Genomic DNA, 23,770 nt, shown 5'->3' with positions numbered 1-23,770 from the left:
AATGAAACCCATAAAAAGCCTGGCGCAATACTACGTCGTATTACTGGTCAAACTGGGTATAGTCCGTTTTTCTATCCTGATCGCTTTAGCTTTGGTCGCGTTGGCTGTTTTTGTGCAGGTCGGGATTACCCTGGGTATCAGAGGAACGGTTGATAATATAGATATTGTCCGCTCGGTGTTTTTTGGACTTATTATCAGCCCCTGGGCGGTCTATTTTCTGTCTGTGGTGGTGGACCAATTGGAAGAGTCCCGTCAACGCTTATCTAAACTGGTATCCAAACTAAAAGACATGCGGGCCCGGGACCAGGAGCTGAACAACCAGTTACAGCAGAATATTATTAAGCTGAATCAGGAGATAGCGGAACGTCAGAGGGCAGAAGAAGCCCGTAAGACGATGATGCAGGATCTTGAAAATGAGGTTCATCAACGGGAGATGGCTCAGGTCGAGCTTGCGGAACGTACAGCCCTGTTACGTTCGTTTATTGATACTTCGCCCGACCTTATTTATTACCGCAATGCGGAGGGGCGATTTTCCGGTTGTAATACTGCCGTTGAAGCTTTGACCGGTAAACGGGAAAAGGAGCTGGTAGGGTTAACACCGTGGGATGTTTACAGCCACGAAGTCGCTAAGACGGTGGTGGAAACGGATCAGCAAGTGTTCCAACACAACGAGCCTGTTACCTATGAACAGTGGATGGAGTACCCCGACGGAAAAAAAGTCTACTTTGAGCTACGTAAGGTACCTTTTTACAGTAAAGAAGGGCGGCATTTGGGGCTGGTGGGTTTTGGCCGTGATATTACCGAACGAAAGAAATATCAGGATGCGCTGGAAAAAGCCAGCCGGGATAAAACCACGTTTATCTCCACGGTCAGTCATGAACTGAGAACCCCGTTAAACGGGATTGTCGGCTTGAGCCGAATGTTGCTGGACACACAGTTGACCGCTGAACAGCGTCAACAGTTGCAAACCATCAATGTCAGTGCAGTGACGCTGGGAAATATCTTTAACGATATTATCGATATGGATAAGTTTGACCGCCGGAAACTGGAACTGTACCCGGAAGTGGTCGATTTTGAAGACTTTATCTCTGAAATGGCCACTATCTCAGGCCTTATGATTGAACAAAAGGGGTTAGGCTTTGCTCTGGATAGGCTGACTGATTTTCCTGCTTATATTGAAGTCGATGCCACTCGTCTGCGCCAGGTGCTCTGGAACCTCATTGGTAATGCACGCAAATTTACCAAAGAAGGCAGTGTGGTGATGAGTGTTGCTGCCGAGTTCTCTGATGGCCTGGCGAATATCACATTTGAAGTGGAAGATACGGGGATAGGGATTCCTGAAGATGAACTGGACAATATTTTTTCGATGTATTATCAGGTGCAATCGGATAAAGATAACCTGCATGCTGTCGGAACCGGGATTGGCCTGTCGGTATCCAGCCAGATTGTCCATTTAATGGGCGGGGAGATCTCTGTATCCAGTGAGGAAGGTTTTGGAAGTATTTTCACTGTCAGTATTCAGGTGCCAGTGGTTCAGGCTCAGGAGGAAGAAAGTGAAGAGGCTGGCAGTCAACCAGCGTTACGAATCTTTATGGTGGAAGACATTGAACTGAATATCACTGTCGCTCAGTCGTTGCTGGAAAGCCTGGGACATAGCATAACCGTCGCCATGACCGGAGAAGAAGCGATTCAAAAGTTTGTTCCCGAACAGTATGATTTGGTGCTTCTGGATATCCAGCTTCCCGATATGACAGGCTTTGATATTGCCCGTCACTTCAGAGAAACATACAGCACATTACCTCCGCTGGTGGCATTGACAGCGAATGTGCTGAAAGAGAAAAAAGATTATACGGATAACGGAATGGATGACGTTTTAAGTAAGCCGTTATCTGTCAAAGATATTAAGCGTGTTTTTGAAAAGTGTCGTCTTATTACTCCTATTCAGAACTCCAATCAGGTTAAGTGTGAATATGAGGCCACTGAAGCGTTACCAGAAGCCTGTGCAAATTTATTGGATCTGGATATGTTGAGCTCTTACATTGAGATTGTCGGCGTTCAGCCGGTCATCGACAGTATTGATATGTTTGAGGAGATGATGCCTGATTATATCGAGATTCTCGATTCGAACCTGACAGCTCACGATCAAAAAGGGATCGTCTCTGAAGCTCATAAAATAAAAGGGGCGGCGGGGTCGATAGGTCTCAAACGAATTCAAAAGGTGGCGCAAAAGGCTCAGTCACCAGATTTGCCGGTATGGTGGGAGAATGTTGAAGACTGGGTCGAAGAGATAAAAAATGAATATGGGAAAGATATCGCTGTACTGAGAAATTGGCTTAACCAACAGAAATAAAGCCTTATTGTATATAAAAAACCATAACCTTCCCCCGAGAAAGGGGAAGGTTATGGTAGGTATTTTAGCTTTTACTCTTCAATATCACCGCAGAAACGGTAGCCTTCACCATGAATCGTAGCAATAATTTCTGGCGTATCACCAATAGACTCAAAATGCTTACGAATACGACGAATGGTCACATCGACCGTGCGGTCATGTGGTTTCAGCTCTCGGCCGGTCATTTTCTTCAGGAGTTCAGCCCGTGTCTGAATTTTTCCTGGATTCTCACAGAAGTGCAGCAGAGCACGAAACTCTGAGCGGGGAAGCTTATAGCTTTCACCCATAGGGTTAATGAGAGAACGGCTGTTGATATCCAGAATCCAGCCATTAAAACGGTATTGTTCTACGCTACGTTTTTCTTCCTGCTCAACATTCGTATTCATTGAACGGCTTAGCAGGTTCCGGGCGCGAATGGTCAGTTCCCTCGGGTTAAATGGCTTGGTGATGTAATCGTCGGCACCAATCTCAAGGCCAAGAATCTTATCCACTTCATTATCACGTCCGGTCAGGAACATTAACGCAATATTGGCCTGTTCGCGAAGTTCACGAGCCAGCAGCAACCCGTTTTTACCTGGTAGATTGATATCCATGATCACCAGGTTGATGGTATTATCAGTTAAAGCAGTATGCATTTCTTCACCATCACTGGCTTCGAAAACACGATAACCCTCTGCTTCAAAAATGCTTTTTAAAGTATTACGAGTGACTTGCTCGTCTTCTACGATAAGAATCTGCGGGGTTTGCATTGGTAGCACCTAAGTTGTAACGATAATATTAATATAATAAATTTTCGGGTAAAAATAACATACGAGTAAAATATTTACGATATTCTTCGTAACAAAAGTGAGCTACTCGCGTTGAACTCTGTATGCAGAGGTTTTCTAAGAATAATAGTAGCGCCGGATTCTATTACCTATGTGGCGTATGAACAATATACAATTGTTAATTCTTTTTTGTTTCTTGATTTATGTCAATAGCGAATGTTTCTCAATTACACCATTATTGTCACGACACCAGGGTTGTCACCGTTGCTTATGGAAATAGAACCGACATTGTGGAATGCTTATCAGGAAATCTTTTTTTTCGCTGATAAAAAGCCTAAATTCAACCAGTTCTGCATTATTACAGCCTGGAATCCACACAGTTACTTGTGTTCAGAAGAGCAAAATAAAAAGGCAAATAGTGCATTGAAAAGTGAATTACAGCCATATAAATATGAGCCTATTTTAGTTGGCGATCGCAATAAAATTTGGACAGAAGAGAGTTATGCCGTAGAGTTATCGCGGCTTGACTCGACAAAATTAGCAAAAAAATATCGACAAAACGCCATCTACTATGTTCAAAATGACCAGATATATCTAATTCCCTGTATTGATTGCGGTAGGGCTGAGACTTTAATAGGATGCTTTTCTCAGCGAGTGATTGATCTACCCCTTAAATGATAAATTAACCGAGGGAAAGCAAAGAATTATTCTGTAGTTGAAGTGAACCACATACATGTATGTGGTGAGGATTCGACTGCTGTAAAAAACTCAAGGAGGAAAAATGAACGATATACTTCCAACTATTTGTGATAAGTATGAGGACCAGGTAACACTTTTGGACTTGCCTCTACAGAACTTCGGACAGAGATTTTCATTCTTTGGTGAAGTGGTCACAGTACGCTGTTTTCAGGATACTTCTAAGGTTTTGGAAGTGTTGAAAACGCAGAATGGGAAAGGCAAAGTACTCTTTGTTGATGGTAACGGATCGTGTAAGAAAGCCCTGTTTGGTACTCAATTGGCTATCCTGGCAATAGAAAATGACTGGGAAGGCGTTATTGTTTTCGGTGCGGTCAGAGATGTTGCCGCGCTGTCAGAAATGGATCTGGGGATCAAAGCGTTGGCCCCATGTCCTTTTAGAACCGTAAGACATGATTCCGGGGAGGTTAATGTCAGCCTGACGATGAACCGTCAGACCGTGTTGCCTGGTGATTATGTATATGCGGACTGGAATGGCATTCTGATCAGTCACGAAGAGTTACAACTGTCACTAGGGGCCTAGAAACGAAAAGAGGCTTAGAAGCGAAATCCTAACCCTAATTCAATACCCTGCTGCCACTCTTCATAATCCAGAGTGGCATGCAGATGTAAGTGGTTGGATAGCTGAACCCGACTGGTTACTTCTGCCGATAGCACATTCTCTTTTTCTCCATTGTTCAGTTCTTCCCTACTTGAACGAAGCGTACTATCTACTGAAATCTTATCATTGAAGCGATAGCTGACCCCGCTTAAAAATCCTTTTTCGTTATTTTGGTAGGAATTATCCAGATGGGCACCCACATAGAGATCCACTGAATCGAACAAGGTATAGGAGTACCCGCCCTCAACCTTCCACAAGTCAAACGTTTCTGAGGTTTGATATGGGTGGGATGAAAGAAATAATTTGTGTGGAGAGGGTTTTTCAGTCGGTATAGGGAAGGCTGAAAGCTCGGCCGCAAAAGCTGTTGACAGAGAAGCACAGCAAAAAGCAAGACATGCGATAATGACTCTCATTTCTTACTCTCCTTATTGTGCCACTGAAAAGAGCGTTAAGCTCTATGATTCTTTTTGAGTTGTTACGTTGTGTTAACAATTTCTTATTGTCTCATTTAAACACATTTTTTTGCATGCGATCATGGGATCTTTACAATTGTTTAGATCAATTTGTTATTGAAGATTTCAGTTTTTTTGCGCTTTTATCTAAAAAAAACCTTATCTCTATATAAAACATAAGGTTATCGTTATAACCCTTAAAATTCAAGATGAGAACAGGTGACAAATTGAGATAATATTTTAAAAAAAAGTAAATTTTAATTGATTATGCGAGTAAAATCCGGTAATTGTAAAAGGACGCAAACACATTAATTTTTGAATGCTTTTTTAATATGACAACATCCAGCCATTTAATGATGATTACCACCATTATTATTACCGACATTACCAATGTTGGGGCAGGCTGGTAGACGAAAGAATTTTCAGAAAAAGGCCTGTATCCGAAACGATACAGGCCTTTTTTTATAAAGGTTATATGATACGGAGGAAGGGATGCGAGTTCTCAAGTTTGGTGGCTCATCGTTGGCCGATGCTGATCGCTTTTTAAGAGCGGCAGATATCATTGTCAACAATGCGCAGCAAGAAGAGGTAGCGGTTGTATTATCCGCGCCGGGAAAAACAACAAATAAACTGGTCGCGGTTATTGAAGGAGCACTAAAGAACGGGGAAGCGGAACATCAGATTCATGAACTGGAGAACTCTTTTTCTGAACTTTTTTCTGCAATCAAAGCCGTTCTGCCAAATCTGCAGAATGAAGAATTTGATCAGCAGGTCACCAGTTCTATGCATCAGTTGCGGGAATATGTTCAGGGAATGTCACTGCTTGAAATGTGCCCGGACAATGTGAATGCCCGTATCATCAGTAAAGGCGAACGTATTTCTATCCGCCTGATGAAGGCTGTCCTTGAGGCAAAGGGTCAGGCTGCTGCTCTTATTGACCCGGTTAAGTATTTAATTGCTTCCGGCGATCATCTGGAAGCCATGGTTGATGTTGAAACGTCAACAGAGAACTTCCGTACTACTCCTCTTCCGAAAGAACACGTGAATATCATGCCTGGCTTTACCGCCGGTAATAAAAAAGGTGAGCTTGTCACTCTGGGGCGTAACGGTTCCGATTACTCGGCTGCTGTACTGGCGGCATGTCTGCGGGCTGACTGCTGTGAAATCTGGACGGATGTTGATGGGGTTTATAATTGTGACCCGCGTTTGGTGAAAGATGCTCGCCTTCTTAAGTCCTTGAGCTACCAGGAAGCCATGGAATTGTCTTACTTTGGTGCTTCTGTACTGCATCCCAAAACTATCGCACCGATTGCCCGATTCCATATCCCATGCCTGATTAAAAATAGTTTTAACCCTCAGGGAGCCGGTACGCTTATCGGTCAGGATACCGGCGAAGATAAGCTGGCCGTGAAAGGTATCACCACACTGAATGACCTGACGATGGTGAATGTCTCCGGTCCGGGTATGAAGGGTATGGTTGGCATGGCAAGCCGCGTATTTGGTGCCATGTCTTCAGCCGGTGTCTCTATCGTTCTGATTACTCAGTCTTCTTCTGAATACAGTATTAGCTTCTGTATTGAACGAGCTGAATGCGCAGAAGCTGAGCGAGTGTTGAATGAAACGTTTGAGTTGGAAATGAAAGACGGGCTTCTGGAGCCAATCGAATTTATTAATGATGTTTCTATCATTACTCTGGTCGGCGATGGTATGCGTACCTCAAAAGGGGTCGCGTCGAAGTTTTTTGCCTCTCTGGCTGAAGTGAATGTGAATGTCGTCGCTATTGCTCAGGGCTCATCTGAGCGTGCGATTTCGGCGGTGATTCCAGAAGACAAAGTATCAGAAGCGATTAAAGCGTGCCATGAAACGCTGTTTAACTCTATCCATTACCTGGACCTTTTTGTTGTGGGTACCGGTGGTGTTGGTGGTGCTTTGGTTGACCAGGTGCAGAGACAACAGGATAAACTTGCAGAGAAAGGCATTATTCTGCGTATTTGCGGGTTGGCGAACAGTCAGGGTGTGCTTCTTGATGCGGAAGGTCTGCCTCTGAATAACTGGCGTGACCGAATGGCAAACGTATCGGAAGCATTCAGCCTTCCGGCTCTGCAGGCTCTGGTTCAGCGAAATCATATCATTAACCCTGTACTGGTAGATTGCACTTCCAGTCAGGCGATTGCGGATCAGTATGCCGACTTCCTGGGCGCTGGCTTCCATGTTATTACCCCGAACAAGAAAGCCAATACAGCCAGTATGGCGTATTATCATCAATTGCGAGAAGTGGCACAAAGTTCCCGTCGCCGCCTGATGTATGAAACAACAGTAGGCGCAGGCCTTCCGGTCATTGAAAACCTGCAAAACCTGATGGCAGCAGGGGATGAGCTGGAGAAATTTAACGGTATCCTTTCAGGTTCGTTGTCTTATATCTTTGGTAAGCTGGATGAGGGTATGACTCTGAGTCAGGCCACCAATATCGCTAAAGATAACGGCTTTACTGAGCCGGATCCGCGTGATGACCTGTCTGGTATGGATGTCGCCCGTAAGCTGCTGATCCTGGCGCGTGAATCAGGAATGGAGCTGGAACTGGATGATATTCAGGTAGAAAAAGCGTTGCCGCCAGGTTTCGATGATAGTGGTTCGGTGGATGACTTTATGGCCCGTCTTCCTGAAGCTGATGCATACTTCTCTGAGCTTTCAGCGAAAGCGGGTGATGAGGGCAAGGTACTGCGTTACGTGGGTGAAATTCAGGATGGTCAGTGTAAAGTTCGTATTCTGTCTGTCGATGAAAATGATCCTATGTTTAAAATTAAGGATGGTGAAAACGCACTGGCATTCTACAGCCGTTATTACCAACCTATTCCGCTGGTATTGCGTGGTTATGGTGCTGGTACTGAAGTCACCGCTGCTGGCGTATTTGCGGATGTGATGCGCGTTCTGGGCTGGAAATTAGGGGTATAACAAGAATGGATTCTGTAACTGTATATGCACCGGCTTCTATCGGTAATGTAAGCGTTGGATTTGATGTTCTTGGTGCCGCGGTTTCTCCGGTCGACGGCACTCTGCTTGGTGACCGTGTTACGGTTAAGCCGGGAAGTGAGGCTTTTTTACTGAACACCGCGGGCAGCTTTGTCTCTAAGCTACCGACCGACCCTAAAGAAAACATCGTTTACGATTGCTGGGTGGTGTTTGGGCGTGAACTGAAAAAGAAAGGTGTCGAGCTTAAGCCAGTCGAAATGACGCTGGAAAAGAACATGCCTATCGGTTCCGGCCTGGGTTCCAGTGCCTGCTCTATCGTTGCGGCTCTGGATGCGCTGAATCAGTTCCATGGTCAGCCGCTTGATGAAATGGAGCTTCTGGCCCTGATGGGGGAGATGGAAGGCAAAATTTCCGGCGGTGTGCATTATGATAATGTTGCGCCGTGCTATCTGGGCGGACTGCAACTGATGCTGGAAGAGTTGGGTATTATCAGCCAGGAAGTGCCTTGCTTTGATGACTGGTACTGGGTAATGGCTTACCCGGGCATCAAGGTGTCTACAGCGGAAGCCCGTGAGATCCTGCCGTCTCAGTATCGCCGTCAGGACATTATTGCTCATGGCCGTCACCTTGGTGGTTTTATCCATGCCTGTCACTCCGGTCAGCCTGAACTGGCAGCAAAAATGATCAAAGACGTGATCGCAGAACCATATCGTGAGAAACTACTGCCTGGGTTTGCCGATGCCCGCAGTTATGCTACATCAGCCGGAGCGCTGGCGACCGGTATCTCCGGTAGTGGTCCGACTCTGTTTAGCATTTGCAAAGAAAAAAATGTCGCTGAGCGTGTTGCTCGCTGGCTTGAACAAAATTACGTACAGAACGAAGAAGGATTCGTCCATGTTTGTCGTCTGAACAAGCAGGGTTCGAAGGTAACAGGAAGTGAGCTATGAAGCTTTACAACATAAAAGAAAACGATGAACAAGTCTCCTTTGGCCAAGCCGTTCGCCAAGGATTAGGCCGTAATCAGGGCCTGTTTTTCCCATCTGAACTGCCTAAGTTTGATGATGTGGATGCACTGCTTGCTGAGGATTTTGTGTCCCGCAGCAGTAAGATTTTATCTGCGCTGATTGGCGATGAGCTGAGTGCAGAAAAAGTGCAGGAACTGGTGGGTAACGCATTCCAGTTCCCTGCACCAATCAAACAAGTAAAAGATGGCGTTTACGCTCTGGAGCTGTTCCACGGTCCGACACTGGCGTTTAAAGACTTCGGTGGCCGCTTTATGGCTCAGTCACTGGCTGCAGTGTCTGACGGTGGCAAGATCACCATTCTGACAGCAACGTCTGGTGATACCGGTGCCGCTGTTGCTCATGCTTTCTACGGTATGGAAAACATTAACGTTGTGATCCTGTACCCAAAAGGAAAGATCAGTCCGCTACAGGAAAAATTGTTCTGTACGCTGGGTAAAAACATCCACACAGTGGCTATCAACAGTGACTTCGACGCCTGTCAGGCGTTGGTTAAGCAGTCATTCGATGATCAGGTGCTGCGTGATGAGGTTGGCCTGAACTCGGCTAACTCTATCAATATCGCCCGCCTGATGGCTCAGATCTGTTACTACTTCGAAGCAGCAGCACAGATGAGCAAAGAAGAGCGTGAGAATCTGGTCGTGTCAGTACCTAGCGGTAACTTCGGTAACCTGACGGCTGGTCTGCTGGCAAAAGCGCTTGGCCTGCCAATCAAACGCTTTATTGCTGCAACGAACGTGAATGACACGGTGCCTCGTTATCTGGAAACCGGTAAGTGGGATCCAAAACCGACTATCGCAACCACGTCTAACGCTATGGATGTGAGCCAGCCAAATAACTGGCCGCGTATCGAAGAGCTGTGCAAAATCAAAGGCTGGGGCTTAGATACTCTGGGCAAAGGCGCAGTGACTGATGAGCAGAGCGCAGAATCTGTACGTGAACTAAAAGCAGAGGGCTACCTGTGTGAACCACATGGTGCGATTGCTTACCGCGTACTGAATGAGCAGCTTCAGGAAGGTGAAACGGGTCTGTTCCTGTGTACAGCGCATCCGGCGAAATTTAAGGAAGTGGTAGACGAGATCCTGGATTCGGATATCGACATTCCTGCTCCGCTTGCAAAACATGCCGCCATGGAGCTGTTGTCTGAAGAGATGGACGCAGACTTCGAAGCTCTAAAAGCAGTATTACGCAAAGTACAGAAGTAATATAAACCTTACTATTTGTATATGAGAAGGGTGCCTGCGGGCGCTCTTTTACTTTTAGCCGGTTATATAATGCTTTTGGCTGGTTACAGCACTTACAAAGCCTTTCTGCGTTTACCCGAAGCGGGTTGGTGTCCGGAAGTGGCCTCTCCCTTGAACCTGGCGGTTTGGTACTGGTGTCCGTGGGCGGCTGGTGGCGGAATGAACAGGTCGTGGTTTCATAGTGGCATCCTCTCGAGCGTAACAAAAACAACATTTCTATTACGCTTATGGAAAAAAGATGCCAGCTATTGCTCTGAGTCGCTTTATTTCTGATTAATTATCTTCAGATAAGACTTGCTGCTCAAAATGGCGTAATGCCTGGATTTCATCAGCCCAGATTGACGGTTCGATGGTTTCTAAAATCAAAGGGATAGAATCGAACCGGCTATCCTGAGCGATATATTTGAAACAGTCCCAGCCAATTTCCCCTTGTCCCAGTGAGTGGTGCCGGTCAACCCGGCTGGCAAATTCGACCTTTGAGTCATTCAGGTGCATCGCTTTCAGGTAGTCCATACCGACAATAGTGTCAAACTCAGCGAACGTTTTGTCACATTCCAGACAAGTACGTAGATCATACCCGGCCGTGAAGGTATGGCAGGTATCTATGCATACGCCTACTCGCTCTTTATCATCGACCTGACTAATGATTTCGGCCAGATGTTCAAAGCGCCAGCCCAGATTACTGCCTTGACCCGAGGTGTTTTCAATCACAGCGACCACATCCGGAACCGCTTTATGCGCCAGATTAATAGATTCCGCAATTCGGGACAGGCACTCCTGCTCAGACATCTTTCTCAGGTGGCTGCCGGGGTGAAAGTTCAAAAGGTTGAGCCCTAATTGCTGGCAACGTTCCATTTCATCAACAAACGCTGCCCTCGATTTATCCAGCTTCTCTTGTTCCGGGGCTCCCAGGTTAATCAGATAGGAATCATGAGGAAGAATGTGTTCAGGTCCGAAGCCAAACTTGTCACAGTTGGATTTGAAGGCCCGGATACTGTCAGCCGTAAGTGGTTTTGCTGCCCACTGGCGCTGGTTTTTTGTAAACAAAGCAAAGGCATTTGCGCCTATTTCTGCAGCGCGAATGGGGGCGTTTTCTACTCCACCTGCCGCTGAGACATGTGCACCGATAAACTTGTTACTCATGAAGTTTTACTTCTCCTGTGGCACGTAAAATGTGTATTAAAATCAAAAAATTAGATTTTTTTTGAAAAAATAAAAAAAATTTTATAGTAGATAACTGTATCAAAAATCTAGGTATTTTGTTGTGCATTGATTTTGGTCAATAAAAATCCACTTTAAAAGAAAGGTTTTTAGTTGTCTTTTGACTTGTATCAATATTATTATACACACAAAGAGAAGGCCAAATGCTCAACAAACAGAATAAATAATTACCTCACACAGTGTGAATAAGGAGAAAGTTATGATTCAAGGTATTCAAATCACTAAAGCGGCAAATGATGATCTGCTGAACTCTATCTGGCTGCTGGATACTGATACAAACGAAGCTCGTTGTGTTGCTGCTGCTTCTGGCTATGAAGCAGAGCAAGTGATTCCTGCATCAGAGCTGGGTGACTATGAGTCTCGTGATGTTGCTATCGAGTCTGCACCTAAAATCGAAGGTGGTCAGCACCTGAATGTTAATGTACTGCGTCGTGAAACACTGGAAGATGCGGTAGAGCACCCAGAGAACTACCCTCAACTGACAATCCGTGTATCTGGTTACGCGGTACGCTTTAACTCACTGACTCCTGAACAGCAGCGTGATGTTATTGCCCGTACTTTTACTGATACTCTTTAATTTTCAGTCTATAAAGCTTGATGTAAAGCCTGCGGATATCGCAGGCTTTTTTGCGTCTGAAGCCAGGGTAATCTTAATGGTATCGAGCTCTCACTTTTCTCATTTTTTTAACTCAGCTAGAATAACGGCTGTTTTTACTAAGGAATAGCAATTATGAGTGAAACATTAACCTGGCATGATGTTATCGGTCAGGAAAAAGAGCAGGAATATTTTCAGCAGACGATGGCTTATGTACAGGCTGAACGTGATGCAGGAAAGACCATTTATCCGCCCGCTAAGGATGTGTTCAATGCTTTCCGTTATACGGAGCTGCAAGATGTCAGAGTCGTTATCATCGGACAAGATCCATATCATGGCCCGAATCAAGCGCACGGTTTGTGTTTTTCTGTGCTTCCAGGGGTAAAAACGCCACCTTCACTGGCCAATATGTATAAAGAGCTGGCTCAGGATATCCCAGGTTTTGACATTCCGTCTCATGGTTATCTGAAAAGCTGGGCAGAGCAGGGGGTATTGCTGCTTAATACGGTACTAACCGTGGAGCAGGGCAAGGCCCATTCTCACGCAAAAACAACAGGATGGGAGTTGTTTACGGACAGGGTTATTCAGGCGGTGAATGACCATTGCGAGGGGGTTGTTTTTCTGTTGTGGGGAGCACATGCGCAGAAAAAAGGCCGGGTCATTGACCGTAACCGCCATCATGTTTTGACGGCTCCGCATCCGTCGCCACTATCAGCACACCGTGGTTTTTTGGGCTGTAAACATTTCTCTCAGACGAATCAGCTCCTGCAACAAAAAGGCCTGCCACCGATAGACTGGCAGCCGGTGCTGGATTGATGCCAGAGTGACCCTTTTCACTCTCTGTTCGTTCTTTAGACTGCGGCGCGTTTCCTCCGTGTTTTTTAGAAGGGTATCAAGGTAATTTCAGGCGTAATTATCTATGCTTATGAGAATTACCTCGTATCAAAGTGCCTGTTAAGGCAGCACTGTAAAGTCAGTGAGTTGCACACAGTCAGTTAGGAGTATGTGCGAGATATTTATAACGGGAGAAAGGATGCGATGATAATTGAGCAGATACGACGTGAACACGGTTATATGGTTCGCTTACTGGCGATTCTGAAGAAAAAACTGACAGCGTTGCAGGACGAAAAACCAATTAATTATAGTCTGGTAAAAGAGATTGTTGATTACCTGTGTAGTTACTCAGAAAAGACTCACCACCCTAAAGAAGATATTTTATATCAGTACTACATTGAACATTATGGTGCAAAGAACCAGCTTCAGGGCAATACGATGCAAGATCTCGAAGCGGATCATGTCGCGCTGGCTAAAAGAAGTCATGAGTTTATGGATATCGTTGACATGATTCTTCAGGATGCAGTCGTCCCTCAGGATGTATTTATGGCTCAGTTAGAAAGCTTTATTAAAGCGCAGAAAACCCATCTGGATTTAGAAGAGAAAGAAATTTTACCAGTGATCAGTGACACCTTTACTACCCATGACTGGCAGGTGGTTGAAGCGAGGTGGGATCAACCGGGTGAAGACCCTGTATTTGGCGATACCATCGCAGATCAGTACAAACAGCTTGCCCAGCGTGTCCGGCAGGCCGACTGAGTAATTTACCATTCGGGTTCACCCAAACAGGCTCCGAAAGGAGCCTGTTTATGTCTGTGTGTTGGTAAAATTCACTTATAAATCAATCTCATCCAGGCTGTAATCACAGCAAATGTCTAGCTCCATCAGCTCTTTCTGTAGGCGTTGACGATCTTTGATAGCTTCAATTTCCCGCCATTTTCTTTTTACGGGTTTAGAGCGGGTAGCTCTTGCTGGTTGACTTTCCGTAGTCATGATGTCATCAAGTAGAAATCCATTCATTTTTGACCTCTCATTTTATGTTATGAACTCCTCGCGGAGCCTTTTAGTTACCATACAAAAACTGAGAATAGTTATGATCTGTTTCTCATTTGTTACTCTTAGATGAAGCTTTTATTGTGAATATTTACATCATTTCACAAAATCGCCTCACGGTTGTGTAATAAATAAACAACTCAAGCTGCCGGGCAACATCAGACATAACTTCATTCTGTGTGACTCAATATCCTTTTGTGTTCGTGTTATTAACTCGTTCATGTTATTAGCTAAGCACTTTTCGTGCCTTAATATGACGGCATTTTTCGTGCCAGGATAACAGTGACGTTAGACTGGAGCCTCCTGATGGGGTGAACACCCCTGTGTCTGGTTGATTTTTCTCCTGTACAGCTGCATTATGGCCCGTTACATATGGCTGGAATCGGTATGATACCCAGCATCAACGGGACGCTCCGAACTGGGTGAGAAAGTGTGACTGATATAATTAACTTAATGAACGACCTGCTCTGGGGATCGACACTGGTCTATCTTCTGGTCGGGGTAGGAATCTATTTTACGGTTAGCCTTAAGTTTATTCAGTTTCGCCATTTCAGGCATATCTTTACGGTGCTGAAAAATAGCCGTAAAGCCGATAAGGCCGGCGTTTCTTCTTTTCAGGCGCTGTGTACCAGCCTGGCGGCCCGTGTCGGTACCGGAAATATGGCCGGGGTTGCTGTCGCTCTGACTTCAGGAGGCCCGGGAGCCATTTTCTGGATGTGGTTGATAGCCATGCTGGGTATGGCAACGTCTTTTGCGGAAAGTACGCTCGCACAGTTATATAAAACCCGGGATGATAGCGGGAATTATCGTGGTGGACCGGCTTACTATATGGAGAAGGGGCTGGGCATGCGCTGGATGGGAGTGTTGTTTTCTGTCTCCCTGATCTGGGCTTTTGGATTGGTGTTTAACGCAGTACAAGCCAACTCCATTGCGAGTGCGATGGAAACGGCTCTCAGTATCGATCCTGTTTATACCGGGCTACTGATTATGATTCTGTCGGGGGCCGTTATTTTTGGTGGTATGCGCTCAATTGCCCGTACGGCAGAAATTATTGTGCCTTTTATGGCCGTAGCCTATCTGACGTTAGCCCTCTTCGTGGTGGCGATAAACCTGGAACAGGTACCGGCTGTGCTCTTACTGATTTTCCGTAGCGCGTTTGGTTTTCAGGAAGTGGCGGCCGGAGGTCTGGGATATGCGATTGCTCAGGCGATGCTTAATGGGGTCAGACGGGGGCTTTTTTCCAATGAAGCCGGGATGGGATCGGCTCCGAATGTTGCCGCGTCCGCCTCTCCTTACCCGCCTCATCCTGTTTCTCAAGGATATGTACAAATGCTTGGTGTGTTTACCGACACAATTGTCATATGTACGGCAACAGTCGCTATTATTTTGGTGTCTGGCGAGTATGTACCTAACAGTGATGTCACCGGTATTGAGTTGACCCAGCGTGCGCTAAGCTCTCAGGTAGGATCTTGGGGAGAGCTCTTCGTTGCTGTTGCCATCTTCTTCTTTGCCTTTACTTCCATTATTGCCAACTATTTCTATTCTGAAACGAACATGATTTTTCTTGAGCACAATCATAAAGTCGGGTTAAGTCTGTTTCGTCTGGCCTTTCTCGCTATGGTCATGTTTGGTTCGGTTACGTCTCTGCCAGTGGTTTGGTCTCTGGCTGATGTCTCTATGGGAGTCATGGCGATTGTGAATCTGATGGCGATTCTGTTGTTGTCTGGTGTTGTGGTTAAGTTGGCAAAAGATTATAACCGGCAACTGGATATGGGGAAGGTCCCGGAGTTTAATCCTGACGACTTTCCGGAGCTGAAAGCTCAGCTTGAAGAAGGTATCTGGGTTAAGGACAACGAATAACGAATAACGCTTATTATATTCTTAGGCTATTATATTAATTGGTAAAGCCATGCTGACGAGGCATGGCTTTTTCTATATGCTGGAAAAAAACAGAATCAGCTCGGGAAGAAAATTATGTTAATAGTCGTATCACCTGCGAAAACCCTGGATTATGAATCGCCTCTGGCTACGGAACAGTATTCTCAGCCTGAATTGATAGGGCATTCCGCAGAGCTGATCAAAGAGTGCCGGAAGCTGTCTCCGGCGAATATTGCGGCGCTGATGAAAGTCAGCGATAAAATTGCCGGGCTTAACGTGGCGCGTTTTGAGCAGTGGAGCGAAACGTTTACGCCGGACAACGCCCGCCAGGCTATCCTTGCCTTCAAAGGGGATGTGTATACCGGGTTGGCGGCTGACACCATGAGTGAGGATGACTTTGTGTTTTCTCAGTCTCATCTGCGTATGCTGTCTGGCCTGTATGGTTTGCTTAAACCCTTAGATCTGATGCAGCCTTATCGCCTGGAAATGGGCACTAAACTGGCCAATGGCCGGGGTGATAACCTGTATCAGTTTTGGGGAAGCATTATCACGGAGAAACTGAATCAGGCACTGGCGGATCAGGGCGATAACGTATTGATTAACCTAGCCTCAAATGAGTACTTTAAATCCGTTAAGAAGAAAGAGCTGGACGGCAGCATTATCACCCCCGTGTTTAAAGACTGCAAAAATGGTCAGTATAAAGTCATTAGTTTTTACGCCAAAAAGGCCCGCGGTATGATGGCCCGCTATATCATCGATAACCGTATCAGCAACGTGGATGAACTGACTAAATTTGATACCGCCGGGTACTATTTTGCTGAAGATGAATCGACACCGACCGAGTTGGTTTTTAAGCGGGAAGAGCAGTAGTCGGATTTGTCTAAGTAGGTCAGGCAAAATACCGTTCAAGAATCTTAGCCGTAAACTGAGTGCGCAGATAAAAGCCTCTGGGCAGGGTTTTGAACGGCTTACCTGTTGAACTGTAGGCTTCCGTCAGAGCCCGGCTGTTGGCCGCTTTGGGTCTGAGCTGAAGGGCTTCGCCATGCCGGGCAGTGATTTGTTCTACCTGCCCCAGCACAATCAGCTCCATCAATTCTTCCCAGTCGGCTCTCAGTTCAGCTTCCTCTTCTGGCGATGGTGTCCATAACAGTGGAGAGCCGACCTTTCGTTCTGCCAGCGGGATTTCTCTTTCTCCCTCAACCGGGATCCAGAGCACTTTAGACAGTTTTTGCCTGACATGACTCTGCTCCCAGGTCAGCCCATGCACACCCGTTAGCGGAGCGACACAGACAAACGTGGTTTCCAGAGGCTTACCGGTATAACTGATCGGGATGCTTTTTAGCTCGATTCCCAGCTCAACAAAATCTTGCTGAGGCTTACTGCCTGCTGTGGCTCCCAGGTGCCATTCAAGCAGTTGGCCAACCCAACCTTTGTCTCGTTTCAGGTCGGGAGGCACCGCCATCCCCGCTTCATCAGCCAGCTCCTGATAAGTCAGCCCGGCAATCTGCCAGGCTCTTTCTAACAATTTAGCTTCTGTTTTTGGGGTGGGTTTCACAGGGTTATTCCGCAGCTAAAACGGCAAAACAGCGATCGGCTGCTTCCAGCGTGGCGTCTATTTCTTTGCTGCCATGAGCCAGTGAGGTAAAGGCCGCTTCAAATGCGGAAGGAGCCAGATAGACGCCCTGTTCCAGCATCAGGTGGAAGAAGCGTTTAAAGCGTTCAGTGTCGCAGCGGGCGACCTCTTCATAGCAGGTAACCTGTTTCTGATCGGTAAAGAAGAAGCCGAACATGCCGCCAGCCTGATTCACTACCAGAGGGATACCATGTTTGTCTGCCAGGGATTTTAGTCCGTTTGCCAGTCTTTCTGTTTTTGATGCCAGGCGTTCTTCGTTACCTTCTTCAGACAGCACTTTCAGACAGGCATAACCCGCAGCCATGGCGATTGGGTTGCCGGAAAGCGTCCCTGCCTGATAAACCGGGCCGGTCGGAGCGATATATTGCATAACTTCTCTACGGCCACCAAAGGCACCAACCGGCATACCACCGCCAATGACTTTACCCAAGGTGGTCAGATCCGGTTTGACATTGTAGTAAGCCTGAGCTCCGCCAAGAGCGACTCGGAACCCCGTCATCACTTCATCCAGAATAAGCAAGGCACCTTCTTCATCACAGATGGCACGCAGCCCTTGCAGGAAACCATCCACTGGGGGAATACAGTTCATGTTTCCGGCTACCGGCTCAACGATGATGCAGGCTATTTCATCTTTATTAGCCGCAAACAGTTCACGTACAGAGTCGAGGTCATTATAGGTGGCCGTTAAGGTATATTTGGCGAAATCTTCAGGAACCCCAGGAGAGCTTGGCTGGCCGAGTGTTAATGCTCCCGAGCCGGCTTTAACCAGCAGGCTGTCGGCATGGCCGTGGTAGCAACCTTCAAACTTAATGATTTTGTCGCGTCCAGTGTAACCTCTGGCGAGACGGATGGCACTCATGGTGGCTTCCGTACCAGAGTTCACCATGCGCAGCTGTTCCATCGACGGTACTAGACTGGACACTAAATCGGCCATTTTGATTTCCATTTCTGTCGGCGCTCCGAAACTCAGCCCTTTACGTGCGGCTTCGATAACGGCATCTCGGATAACAGCGTGGTTGTGTCCCAGGATCATTGGGCCCCATGAACCAACATAATCAATGTATGCTTTGCCATCTGCATCAAAGATCAGAGCGCCGTCAGCCTGTTCAATAAAGATCGGGGAGCCGCCAACGCCATTGAAGGCGCGGACCGGAGAGTTCACTCCACCGGGAATAGTGTGCTGCGCTTGTTGATACAGTTCAGATGACTTACTCATCATAGTCTCCTTGGTTATGATCCGGATACAGGAAAGTTGCAGGCATTGTAGCGGCAGAATGGGTAAATTCACAGTCACTAACTGCCTGTTTTTCCGTGCTGGGATAAATCAAATGTCTCTTGACAGTCAATACTTGAATGAATTACTCAGGTATTAGATAATCAACTTGTCGTTAAAGTTAAATTACAGTCCGAAGCTATTCAACCTGATTAATAAGAAAGCTTAAAGCAATATATAAAGAAATAGTGGCAGACGATAATCCGGAGATGTGCCATCGTGAGTGAAGTAAACGTACCAATTGCCTTTTCAGATGCAGCTGCTAAAAGGGTAAAAACCCTGATCGCTGAAGAGGAAAACCCGAAACTGAAGCTGCGAGTCTATATTACTGGCGGAGGCTGTAGCGGCTTCCAGTATGGTTTTACCTTTGATGAAAAGGTGAATGAAGGTGATATGGTCGTGGAAAATGAAGGTGTTATCCTTGTGGTTGATCCTATGAGTCTGCAGTACCTGATTGGCGGAGTTGTGGACTATACAGAAGGCTTGGAAGGCTCCCGTTTTTTTGTGGATAATCCCAATGCGACTACAACCTGTGGTTGTGGTGCCTCTTTCAGCGTTTGATCCTCCTCCCGTTTCTGATGAAACGAAAAATATGAACTAGCTCCCTGTTTGTGATTCATATCAGTGAATAATTGAACAGCAACTGTTTATAATTGCCGCGAATTAATGATTTTTAGAGGTTTTACTCAATTTTTTGTGTAAAACTTCTTCTTGTACCTATTTCTTGCAGTTAATAACGGACAGGGATCCTTCACATGATGACCTTCAAAGGCTACTTTTCTCGACGCCCTTGGTTAATATCTCTATTACTTTTTATCGCGATTGGTTTCTGGCTCAGCCTGGGAAGTGGCGAAGCTGATGCTCCTCATCCTGGCAGCAAAGGTGCCTTTCAGGTTCCTCTTGCCAGAGTGGTTTATCAGACATTTCAGGCTCAGGAAACCGCGAAAACCGTTGAGTTGTATGGTCGCACAGCTCCGGATCGTCAGGCCCGTATAGGCGCTGAAATATCAGGAAGAGTCATTGCTCTGGACGCGGCAAAAGGCAGCAGAGTGAAAAAAGGACAGCCGATTATCAGTCTTGATCAATCAGACCTTGTTTCACAGTTGCAAAGGGCCAAAGCGTTACTTGATGTTCGGGAGAAGGAATTCAAAGCGGCGAAGTCTCTTAAGAGTAGAGGGTTGCAGGGAGAGGTGGCTTACAGTAATGCCCAGTCTAATCTGGTGGAAGCCAGAGCGGCCGTAAAACGAGCTCAACTGAATCTGAACAATACCACTATCCGGGCTCCATTCGACGGGATTCTGGATGATCAGATGGTTGAGGTCGGTAACTTTGTCGGTGTGGGCGATCCTGTCGCCAGTGTGCTTGACCTGGACAAAATTGTCATAGAAGCCGATGTCAGTGAACGACATGTTCAGAGATTGAAAGTCGGTGAGACGGCAAAGGTCCGGTTTATTGACGGGCAGTTGACCGAAGGTACGGTACGTTATGTTTCTAAGATATCTTCACCCGCTACGAATACATTCCCCATCGAAGTAGAAATTCCAAATCCGAATAATCAAATTCCTGCCGGTGTGAGTGCAGAGGTTAATCTGGAGCTTGATCTCCAACAAGCGGTTAAGATTACTCCCGCTATGCTAGCCCTTGATAAGGATGGGAATTTAGGGGTCAAGGCCTTATATCCTGTCGAACCTGCCTCAGAAAGCGATGAAGCTGACTCCCAAAGACGAGTTTATTTTATTCCTGTGCAGTTAGTTAAAGCCGAGCAGGATGGCGTCTGGTTGTCAGGACTGGGGGAGAATGCCGATATCATTACTATAGGGCAGGGGTTTGTCCGGGAAGGCGATCTGGTTCATGCAGTGAAAGCGGAGTCAGTTAAGGGACAACAGATTGGGTCAGCAAATTTATCAGCGACAGAGAAGTAAGGGGAAAAACGAATGTTTACCATTATTGATGCTGCGCTTTCCCGATCTCGGACAATGTTGACACTGTTGGTGCTTATTTTGATCGCCGGGGTAGTCACTTATGTCACTATTCCTAAAGAGTCGAGTCCGGATATTACCATTCCTATCATTTATGTCTCTGTCTCTCACCAGGGGATTTCACCGGAAGATGCGGAACGGTTGCTAGTTCGTCCGATAGAGCAGGAACTGCGTTCTATTGAAGGTGTGAAAGAGATGAGTGCTACGGCGGCGGAAGGGCATGCCTCTGTAACACTGGAGTTTAATGTTGGCGTGGATTTGGATCAAGCCATGGCCGATGTACGTGATGCTGTTGATCTGGCTGAGCCCAAATTACCGGAAAGCAGTGATGAGCCAACGGTCAATGAGGTGACACTGGCGTCTGCACAACCCGTTTTATCCGCTGTTCTGTACGGAACCGTACCTGAACGGACGATCGTACAAATTAGCCGTGAGCTGCGGGATAAGCTGGAAAGTTATAAACAGATCCTTGAGGTAGACATTGCCGGAGATCGGGAAGATATTGTTGAAATCGTGGTTGATCCTCTGCTGATGGAAAGCTACGGCCTGGATCAGGGCGATATCTATAACCTGATTGCGTTGAATAATCGGGTGGTGGCTGCCGGATTCGTTGATAACGGGCATGGCCGGTTTTCTGTCAAAGTTCCCGCGGTGTTTAATTCTCTGAAAGATGTGCTGGAATTGCCGGTCAAGATTGATGGAAAAGAAGTCGTGACTTTTGGTGATTTGGCGACGGTACGCCGCTCTTTTAGGGATCCGGAAAGTTATGCTCGTTTAGATGGTGAATCAGCGGTTGTACTGGATATTAAAAAGCGTGCTGGTGAAAATATCATCGAGACCGTCGATTTAGTCAAAGCGGTGTTTACTGAAGCTCAGAAGCGAGAAGACTGGCCGGCGAGCCTGATGGTGAAATACACCTGGGATGAGTCGGACGATGTGAAAATGATGCTCAGTGATCTGCAGAACAACATTCTGTCTGCGATTATTCTGGTGGTGATTGTGATCATTGCCATTTTAGGCGTCAGAACCGCTTTACTGGTAGGGATATCGATACCCGGCTCGTTTCTGACTGGCTTGCTGGTGCTATCGGTATTTGGTTTGACGGTCAATATCATTGTGCTGTTTTCTCTGATTATGGCCGTGGGTATGTTGGTCGATGGGGCTATTGTAGTGACAGAGTTTGCGGATCGGCGGATGCATGAAGGCATGGGGCGACGTGAAGCGTATCAGGATGCCGCCAAGCGTATGGCATGGCCCATTACCGCATCCACGGCGACGACGTTAGCTGCCTTTGCGCCGCTCTTATTCTGGCCGGGCATTACCGGTGAGTTTATGCGCTACCTGCCAATCACGCTTATCGCGACGCTGACCGCTTCTCTGGTGATGGCGTTACTGTTTGTGCCTGTGTTGGGCAGCATTATCGGCAAGCGACAATATGTCCGGCCAGAAGTCCGCCGCGAAATGGTGGAGCTGCATGACGGTGACTTTGAGAAAGCAACGGGGATGACCAAAGCTTATTATCGTACTCTGGCGGTGGCGGTGAAACATCCCTGGAAGATCCTGCTCAGTGCGATTTTACTGGCTGCTGGGGTGGGTATCGGTTACAGCAAAGCCGGGCTTGGGGCAGAGTTTTTCCCGAGTGTGGATCCGGCCTTTTTCACAATCAAAGTACGCTCCTACGGTGACCTTTCTATCCAGGAAAAAGACGCGATTATGCGGGATGTGGAGAGTGTGGTACTTGGTCATGATGAGTTTGAGAGTATCTATACCCGTACCGGAGGGGACGATGTTATCGGTCAAATTCAGATTGCCCCTGTCGACTGGCAGTACCGGCGTAAAGTGAAAGATATCATTGAAGAGCTGAAACAGACAACATCGACGTTTTCCGGGGTGGAGATTGAATATAAATTCCCTGAAGCCGGGCCTCCAAGCGATACGGATTTGGTCATAGAGCTTTCTTCGCGTAAGCCTGAACAGTTAGAAAGAGCAACAATGATGGTACGTCACTGGGCGGACCAATACGAAGCGTTTACCAATATCAGCGATTCTGCCAGTAAGCCAGGGATTGACTGGCAGATTGATATTCAACGAGATGATGCCGGGCGGTTCGGTGCTGATGCGACTCTGGTGGGGAATACGGTTCAGTTTGCGACTAATGGCCTAAAAATAGGTGATTATCTCCCGGACGATGCCACAGAAGAAGTGGATATTCTGGTGCGTTACCCTGAGGATAAACGGGATATTGGCCGCTTTGATGAACTGAGAGTCAAAACACCGGCTGGCATGGTTCCGGTCACCAATTTTGCTCAGATAAATCCGGCGAAAAAACAGCATACGATTAAGCGTATTGACGGGCACCGGGTGCTGAATGTTATGGCCGATATAAAAGAAGGGTATAATCTGGCCCTGGAGTTGCCGAAAGTCGCTCAGGCTTTACAACAGCTGGATTTGCCGGCTGGCGTTGAGTTTAAGTTGCGGGGGCAGAATGAGGATCAGGACGAGTCTTCTGCTTTCCTTGTGGTCGCTTTTGTGGTGGCTCTGGCTGTTATGGCTCTGATACTGATCACCCAGTTTAATAGCTTCTACCAGGCATTTCTGATTTTGAGTGCGGTGCTGTTTTCGACGGTAGGCGTGTTTGCCGGGCTGCTGATATTCCAGAGGCCGTTCGGTATTGTGATGTCCGGGATTGGCGTGATTGCTTTGGCGGGGATTGTCGTTAACAACAATATTGTCCTGATTGATACGTATAACCAGCTTCGTCAGAGAGGGTTGAGTAAAGAGCTCGCGATTCTGCGTACGGGTGTGCAGCGTTTGAGGCCGGTGATGCTGACAACAGTCACGACCATTCTGGGACTTTTGCCTATGGTTATGGAGATGAACATTGATCTGATTAACCGCAAGATTGAATTCGGAGCTCCGAGTACTCAGTGGTGGTCGCAGTTAGCGACAGCGGTGGCTGGCGGGCTGGCATTTGCTACCCTGCTAACACTGGTGCTTACGCCTTGTCTGCTGATGCTTGGACGGGAACCTAAACCATCGGCAGATTCTTAATATCGCCTTGCTTATTATTGAGACTATCAAGTTTGGGCAGGATGTGTAGAAT

The 23,770-nt window shown here is 46.8% G+C and carries 20 protein-coding genes and 1 other annotated feature; of the genes, 14 read left to right on the top strand and 6 right to left on the bottom strand.

The features are described from left to right. The first annotated feature begins 1 nt into the window (after position 1). Complete coding sequence (arcB, locus tag DI392_RS03480) at positions 2–2,350, top strand: aerobic respiration two-component sensor histidine kinase ArcB (protein WP_109318488.1); 2,349 nt, start codon at positions 2–4, stop codon at positions 2,348–2,350. A 71-nt stretch (positions 2,351–2,421) separates the two neighbouring features. On the opposite strand, the gene arcA is transcribed toward arcB, so the two are convergent. Continuing rightward, the gene (gene arcA / locus DI392_RS03475; RefSeq protein ID WP_109318487.1) at positions 2,422–3,138 is read right to left on the bottom strand and encodes a two-component system response regulator ArcA; all 717 of its coding nucleotides are present in this window, start codon (positions 3,136–3,138) and stop codon (positions 2,422–2,424) included. Between the two features lie 288 nt (positions 3,139–3,426). On the opposite strand from arcA, the gene DI392_RS03470 reads away from it, so the two are divergent. Together DI392_RS03470 and DI392_RS03465 are read left to right on the top strand one after the other, a co-directional pair. Further along, positions 3,427–3,834, top strand: coding sequence for a DUF3293 domain-containing protein (locus DI392_RS03470; RefSeq protein WP_109318486.1), 408 nt, complete (start codon positions 3,427–3,429; stop codon positions 3,832–3,834). Positions 3,835–3,937: 103 nt separating this feature from the next. Next, entirely contained in the window at positions 3,938–4,435 is a 498-nt protein-coding gene (locus tag DI392_RS03465; protein WP_109318485.1) for a putative 4-hydroxy-4-methyl-2-oxoglutarate aldolase, read from the top strand. A 14-nt stretch (positions 4,436–4,449) separates the two neighbouring features. Here DI392_RS03465 and DI392_RS03460 read toward each other — a convergent pair whose 3' ends face one another. Further along, complete coding sequence (locus DI392_RS03460) at positions 4,450–4,926, bottom strand: ribonuclease regulator (RefSeq protein ID WP_109318484.1); 477 nt, start codon at positions 4,924–4,926, stop codon at positions 4,450–4,452. 387 nt (positions 4,927–5,313) lie between these two features. Then, positions 5,314–5,430, top strand: a sequence feature (Thr leader region). Positions 5,431–5,457: 27 nt separating this feature from the next. Between DI392_RS03460 and thrA the strand changes: the two genes are divergently transcribed. Genes thrA through thrC form a run of 3 tightly spaced genes read left to right on the top strand, consistent with a single transcriptional unit; the run spans position 5,458 to position 10,162 of the window. Beyond that, positions 5,458–7,917, top strand: coding sequence for a bifunctional aspartate kinase/homoserine dehydrogenase I (gene thrA, locus DI392_RS03455; RefSeq protein ID WP_109318483.1), 2,460 nt, complete (start codon positions 5,458–5,460; stop codon positions 7,915–7,917). Positions 7,918–7,922: 5 nt separating this feature from the next. Further along, positions 7,923–8,882 carry a homoserine kinase gene (gene thrB / locus DI392_RS03450; RefSeq protein ID WP_109318482.1) on the top strand — a complete coding sequence of 320 codons (960 nt, stop codon included), beginning with the start codon at positions 7,923–7,925 and terminating at the stop codon, positions 8,880–8,882. Continuing rightward, a complete protein-coding gene (gene thrC, locus DI392_RS03445; protein ID WP_109318481.1) occupies positions 8,879–10,162 on the top strand; it encodes a threonine synthase in 1,284 nt (427 codons plus the stop codon). Before thrB ends, thrC begins: the two co-directional genes overlap by 4 nt. Positions 10,163–10,474: 312 nt before the next feature. Here the strand turns inward: thrC and nfo are convergent, their stop codons facing one another. Next, a complete protein-coding gene (gene nfo / locus DI392_RS03440; protein ID WP_109318480.1) occupies positions 10,475–11,344 on the bottom strand; it encodes a deoxyribonuclease IV in 870 nt (289 codons plus the stop codon). Positions 11,345–11,621: 277 nt separating this feature from the next. Here nfo and grcA point away from each other — a divergent pair, with 277 nt between their 5' ends. The 3 genes from grcA to DI392_RS03425 all read left to right on the top strand — a co-directional run bounded on the left by grcA (position 11,622) and on the right by DI392_RS03425 (position 13,610). Beyond that, on the top strand, positions 11,622–11,999 hold the full coding sequence (grcA, locus tag DI392_RS03435; protein WP_109318479.1) for an autonomous glycyl radical cofactor GrcA: 378 nt from the start codon (positions 11,622–11,624) through the stop codon (positions 11,997–11,999). Between the two features lie 153 nt (positions 12,000–12,152). Then, entirely contained in the window at positions 12,153–12,833 is a 681-nt protein-coding gene (gene ung / locus DI392_RS03430; protein WP_109318478.1) for a uracil-DNA glycosylase, read from the top strand. A gap of 222 nt (positions 12,834–13,055) precedes the next feature. Then, a complete protein-coding gene (locus DI392_RS03425) occupies positions 13,056–13,610 on the top strand; it encodes a hemerythrin domain-containing protein (RefSeq protein WP_109318477.1) in 555 nt (184 codons plus the stop codon). Between the two features lie 75 nt (positions 13,611–13,685). On the opposite strand, the gene DI392_RS03420 is transcribed toward DI392_RS03425, so the two are convergent. After that, positions 13,686–13,871, bottom strand: coding sequence for a DUF3545 family protein (locus DI392_RS03420; protein WP_109318476.1), 186 nt, complete (start codon positions 13,869–13,871; stop codon positions 13,686–13,688). A gap of 465 nt (positions 13,872–14,336) precedes the next feature. On the opposite strand from DI392_RS03420, the gene DI392_RS03415 reads away from it, so the two are divergent. Both DI392_RS03415 and yaaA read left to right on the top strand, forming a co-directional pair. Further along, positions 14,337–15,764: an alanine/glycine:cation symporter family protein gene (locus DI392_RS03415; RefSeq protein WP_109318475.1), complete on the top strand. Its 1,428-nt coding sequence runs from the start codon at positions 14,337–14,339 to the stop codon at positions 15,762–15,764. 114 nt (positions 15,765–15,878) lie between these two features. After that, positions 15,879–16,652, top strand: a complete 774-nt coding sequence (yaaA, locus tag DI392_RS03410) for a peroxide stress protein YaaA (protein ID WP_109318474.1) — start codon at positions 15,879–15,881, stop codon at positions 16,650–16,652. Positions 16,653–16,671: 19 nt separating this feature from the next. Here yaaA and mutH read toward each other — a convergent pair whose 3' ends face one another. Further along, positions 16,672–17,337, bottom strand: coding sequence for a DNA mismatch repair endonuclease MutH (mutH, locus tag DI392_RS03405; protein ID WP_109318473.1), 666 nt, complete (start codon positions 17,335–17,337; stop codon positions 16,672–16,674). 4 nt (positions 17,338–17,341) lie between these two features. Continuing rightward, positions 17,342–18,631, bottom strand: a complete 1,290-nt coding sequence (gene hemL, locus DI392_RS03400; protein ID WP_109318472.1) for a glutamate-1-semialdehyde 2,1-aminomutase — start codon at positions 18,629–18,631, stop codon at positions 17,342–17,344. Between the two features lie 276 nt (positions 18,632–18,907). Here hemL and erpA point away from each other — a divergent pair, with 276 nt between their 5' ends. The 3 genes from erpA (at position 18,908) to DI392_RS03385 (ending at position 23,718) form a co-directional block, all read left to right on the top strand. Further along, complete coding sequence (gene erpA, locus DI392_RS03395) at positions 18,908–19,249, top strand: iron-sulfur cluster insertion protein ErpA (protein ID WP_109318471.1); 342 nt, start codon at positions 18,908–18,910, stop codon at positions 19,247–19,249. Between the two features lie 194 nt (positions 19,250–19,443). Continuing rightward, positions 19,444–20,610, top strand: coding sequence for an efflux RND transporter periplasmic adaptor subunit (locus tag DI392_RS03390; RefSeq protein ID WP_109318470.1), 1,167 nt, complete (start codon positions 19,444–19,446; stop codon positions 20,608–20,610). 12 nt (positions 20,611–20,622) lie between these two features. Continuing rightward, entirely contained in the window at positions 20,623–23,718 is a 3,096-nt protein-coding gene (locus DI392_RS03385) for an efflux RND transporter permease subunit (protein WP_109318469.1), read from the top strand. Positions 23,719–23,770 lie beyond the last annotated feature (52 nt).

The sequence above is a fragment of the Vibrio albus genome (assembly GCF_003144035.1).
GTDB classification, from domain to species: domain Bacteria; phylum Pseudomonadota; class Gammaproteobacteria; order Enterobacterales; family Vibrionaceae; genus Vibrio; species Vibrio albus.
The sequence above is the reverse complement of the archived record's forward strand: the minus strand, read 5'-3'. Positions and strand labels throughout refer to the sequence as shown.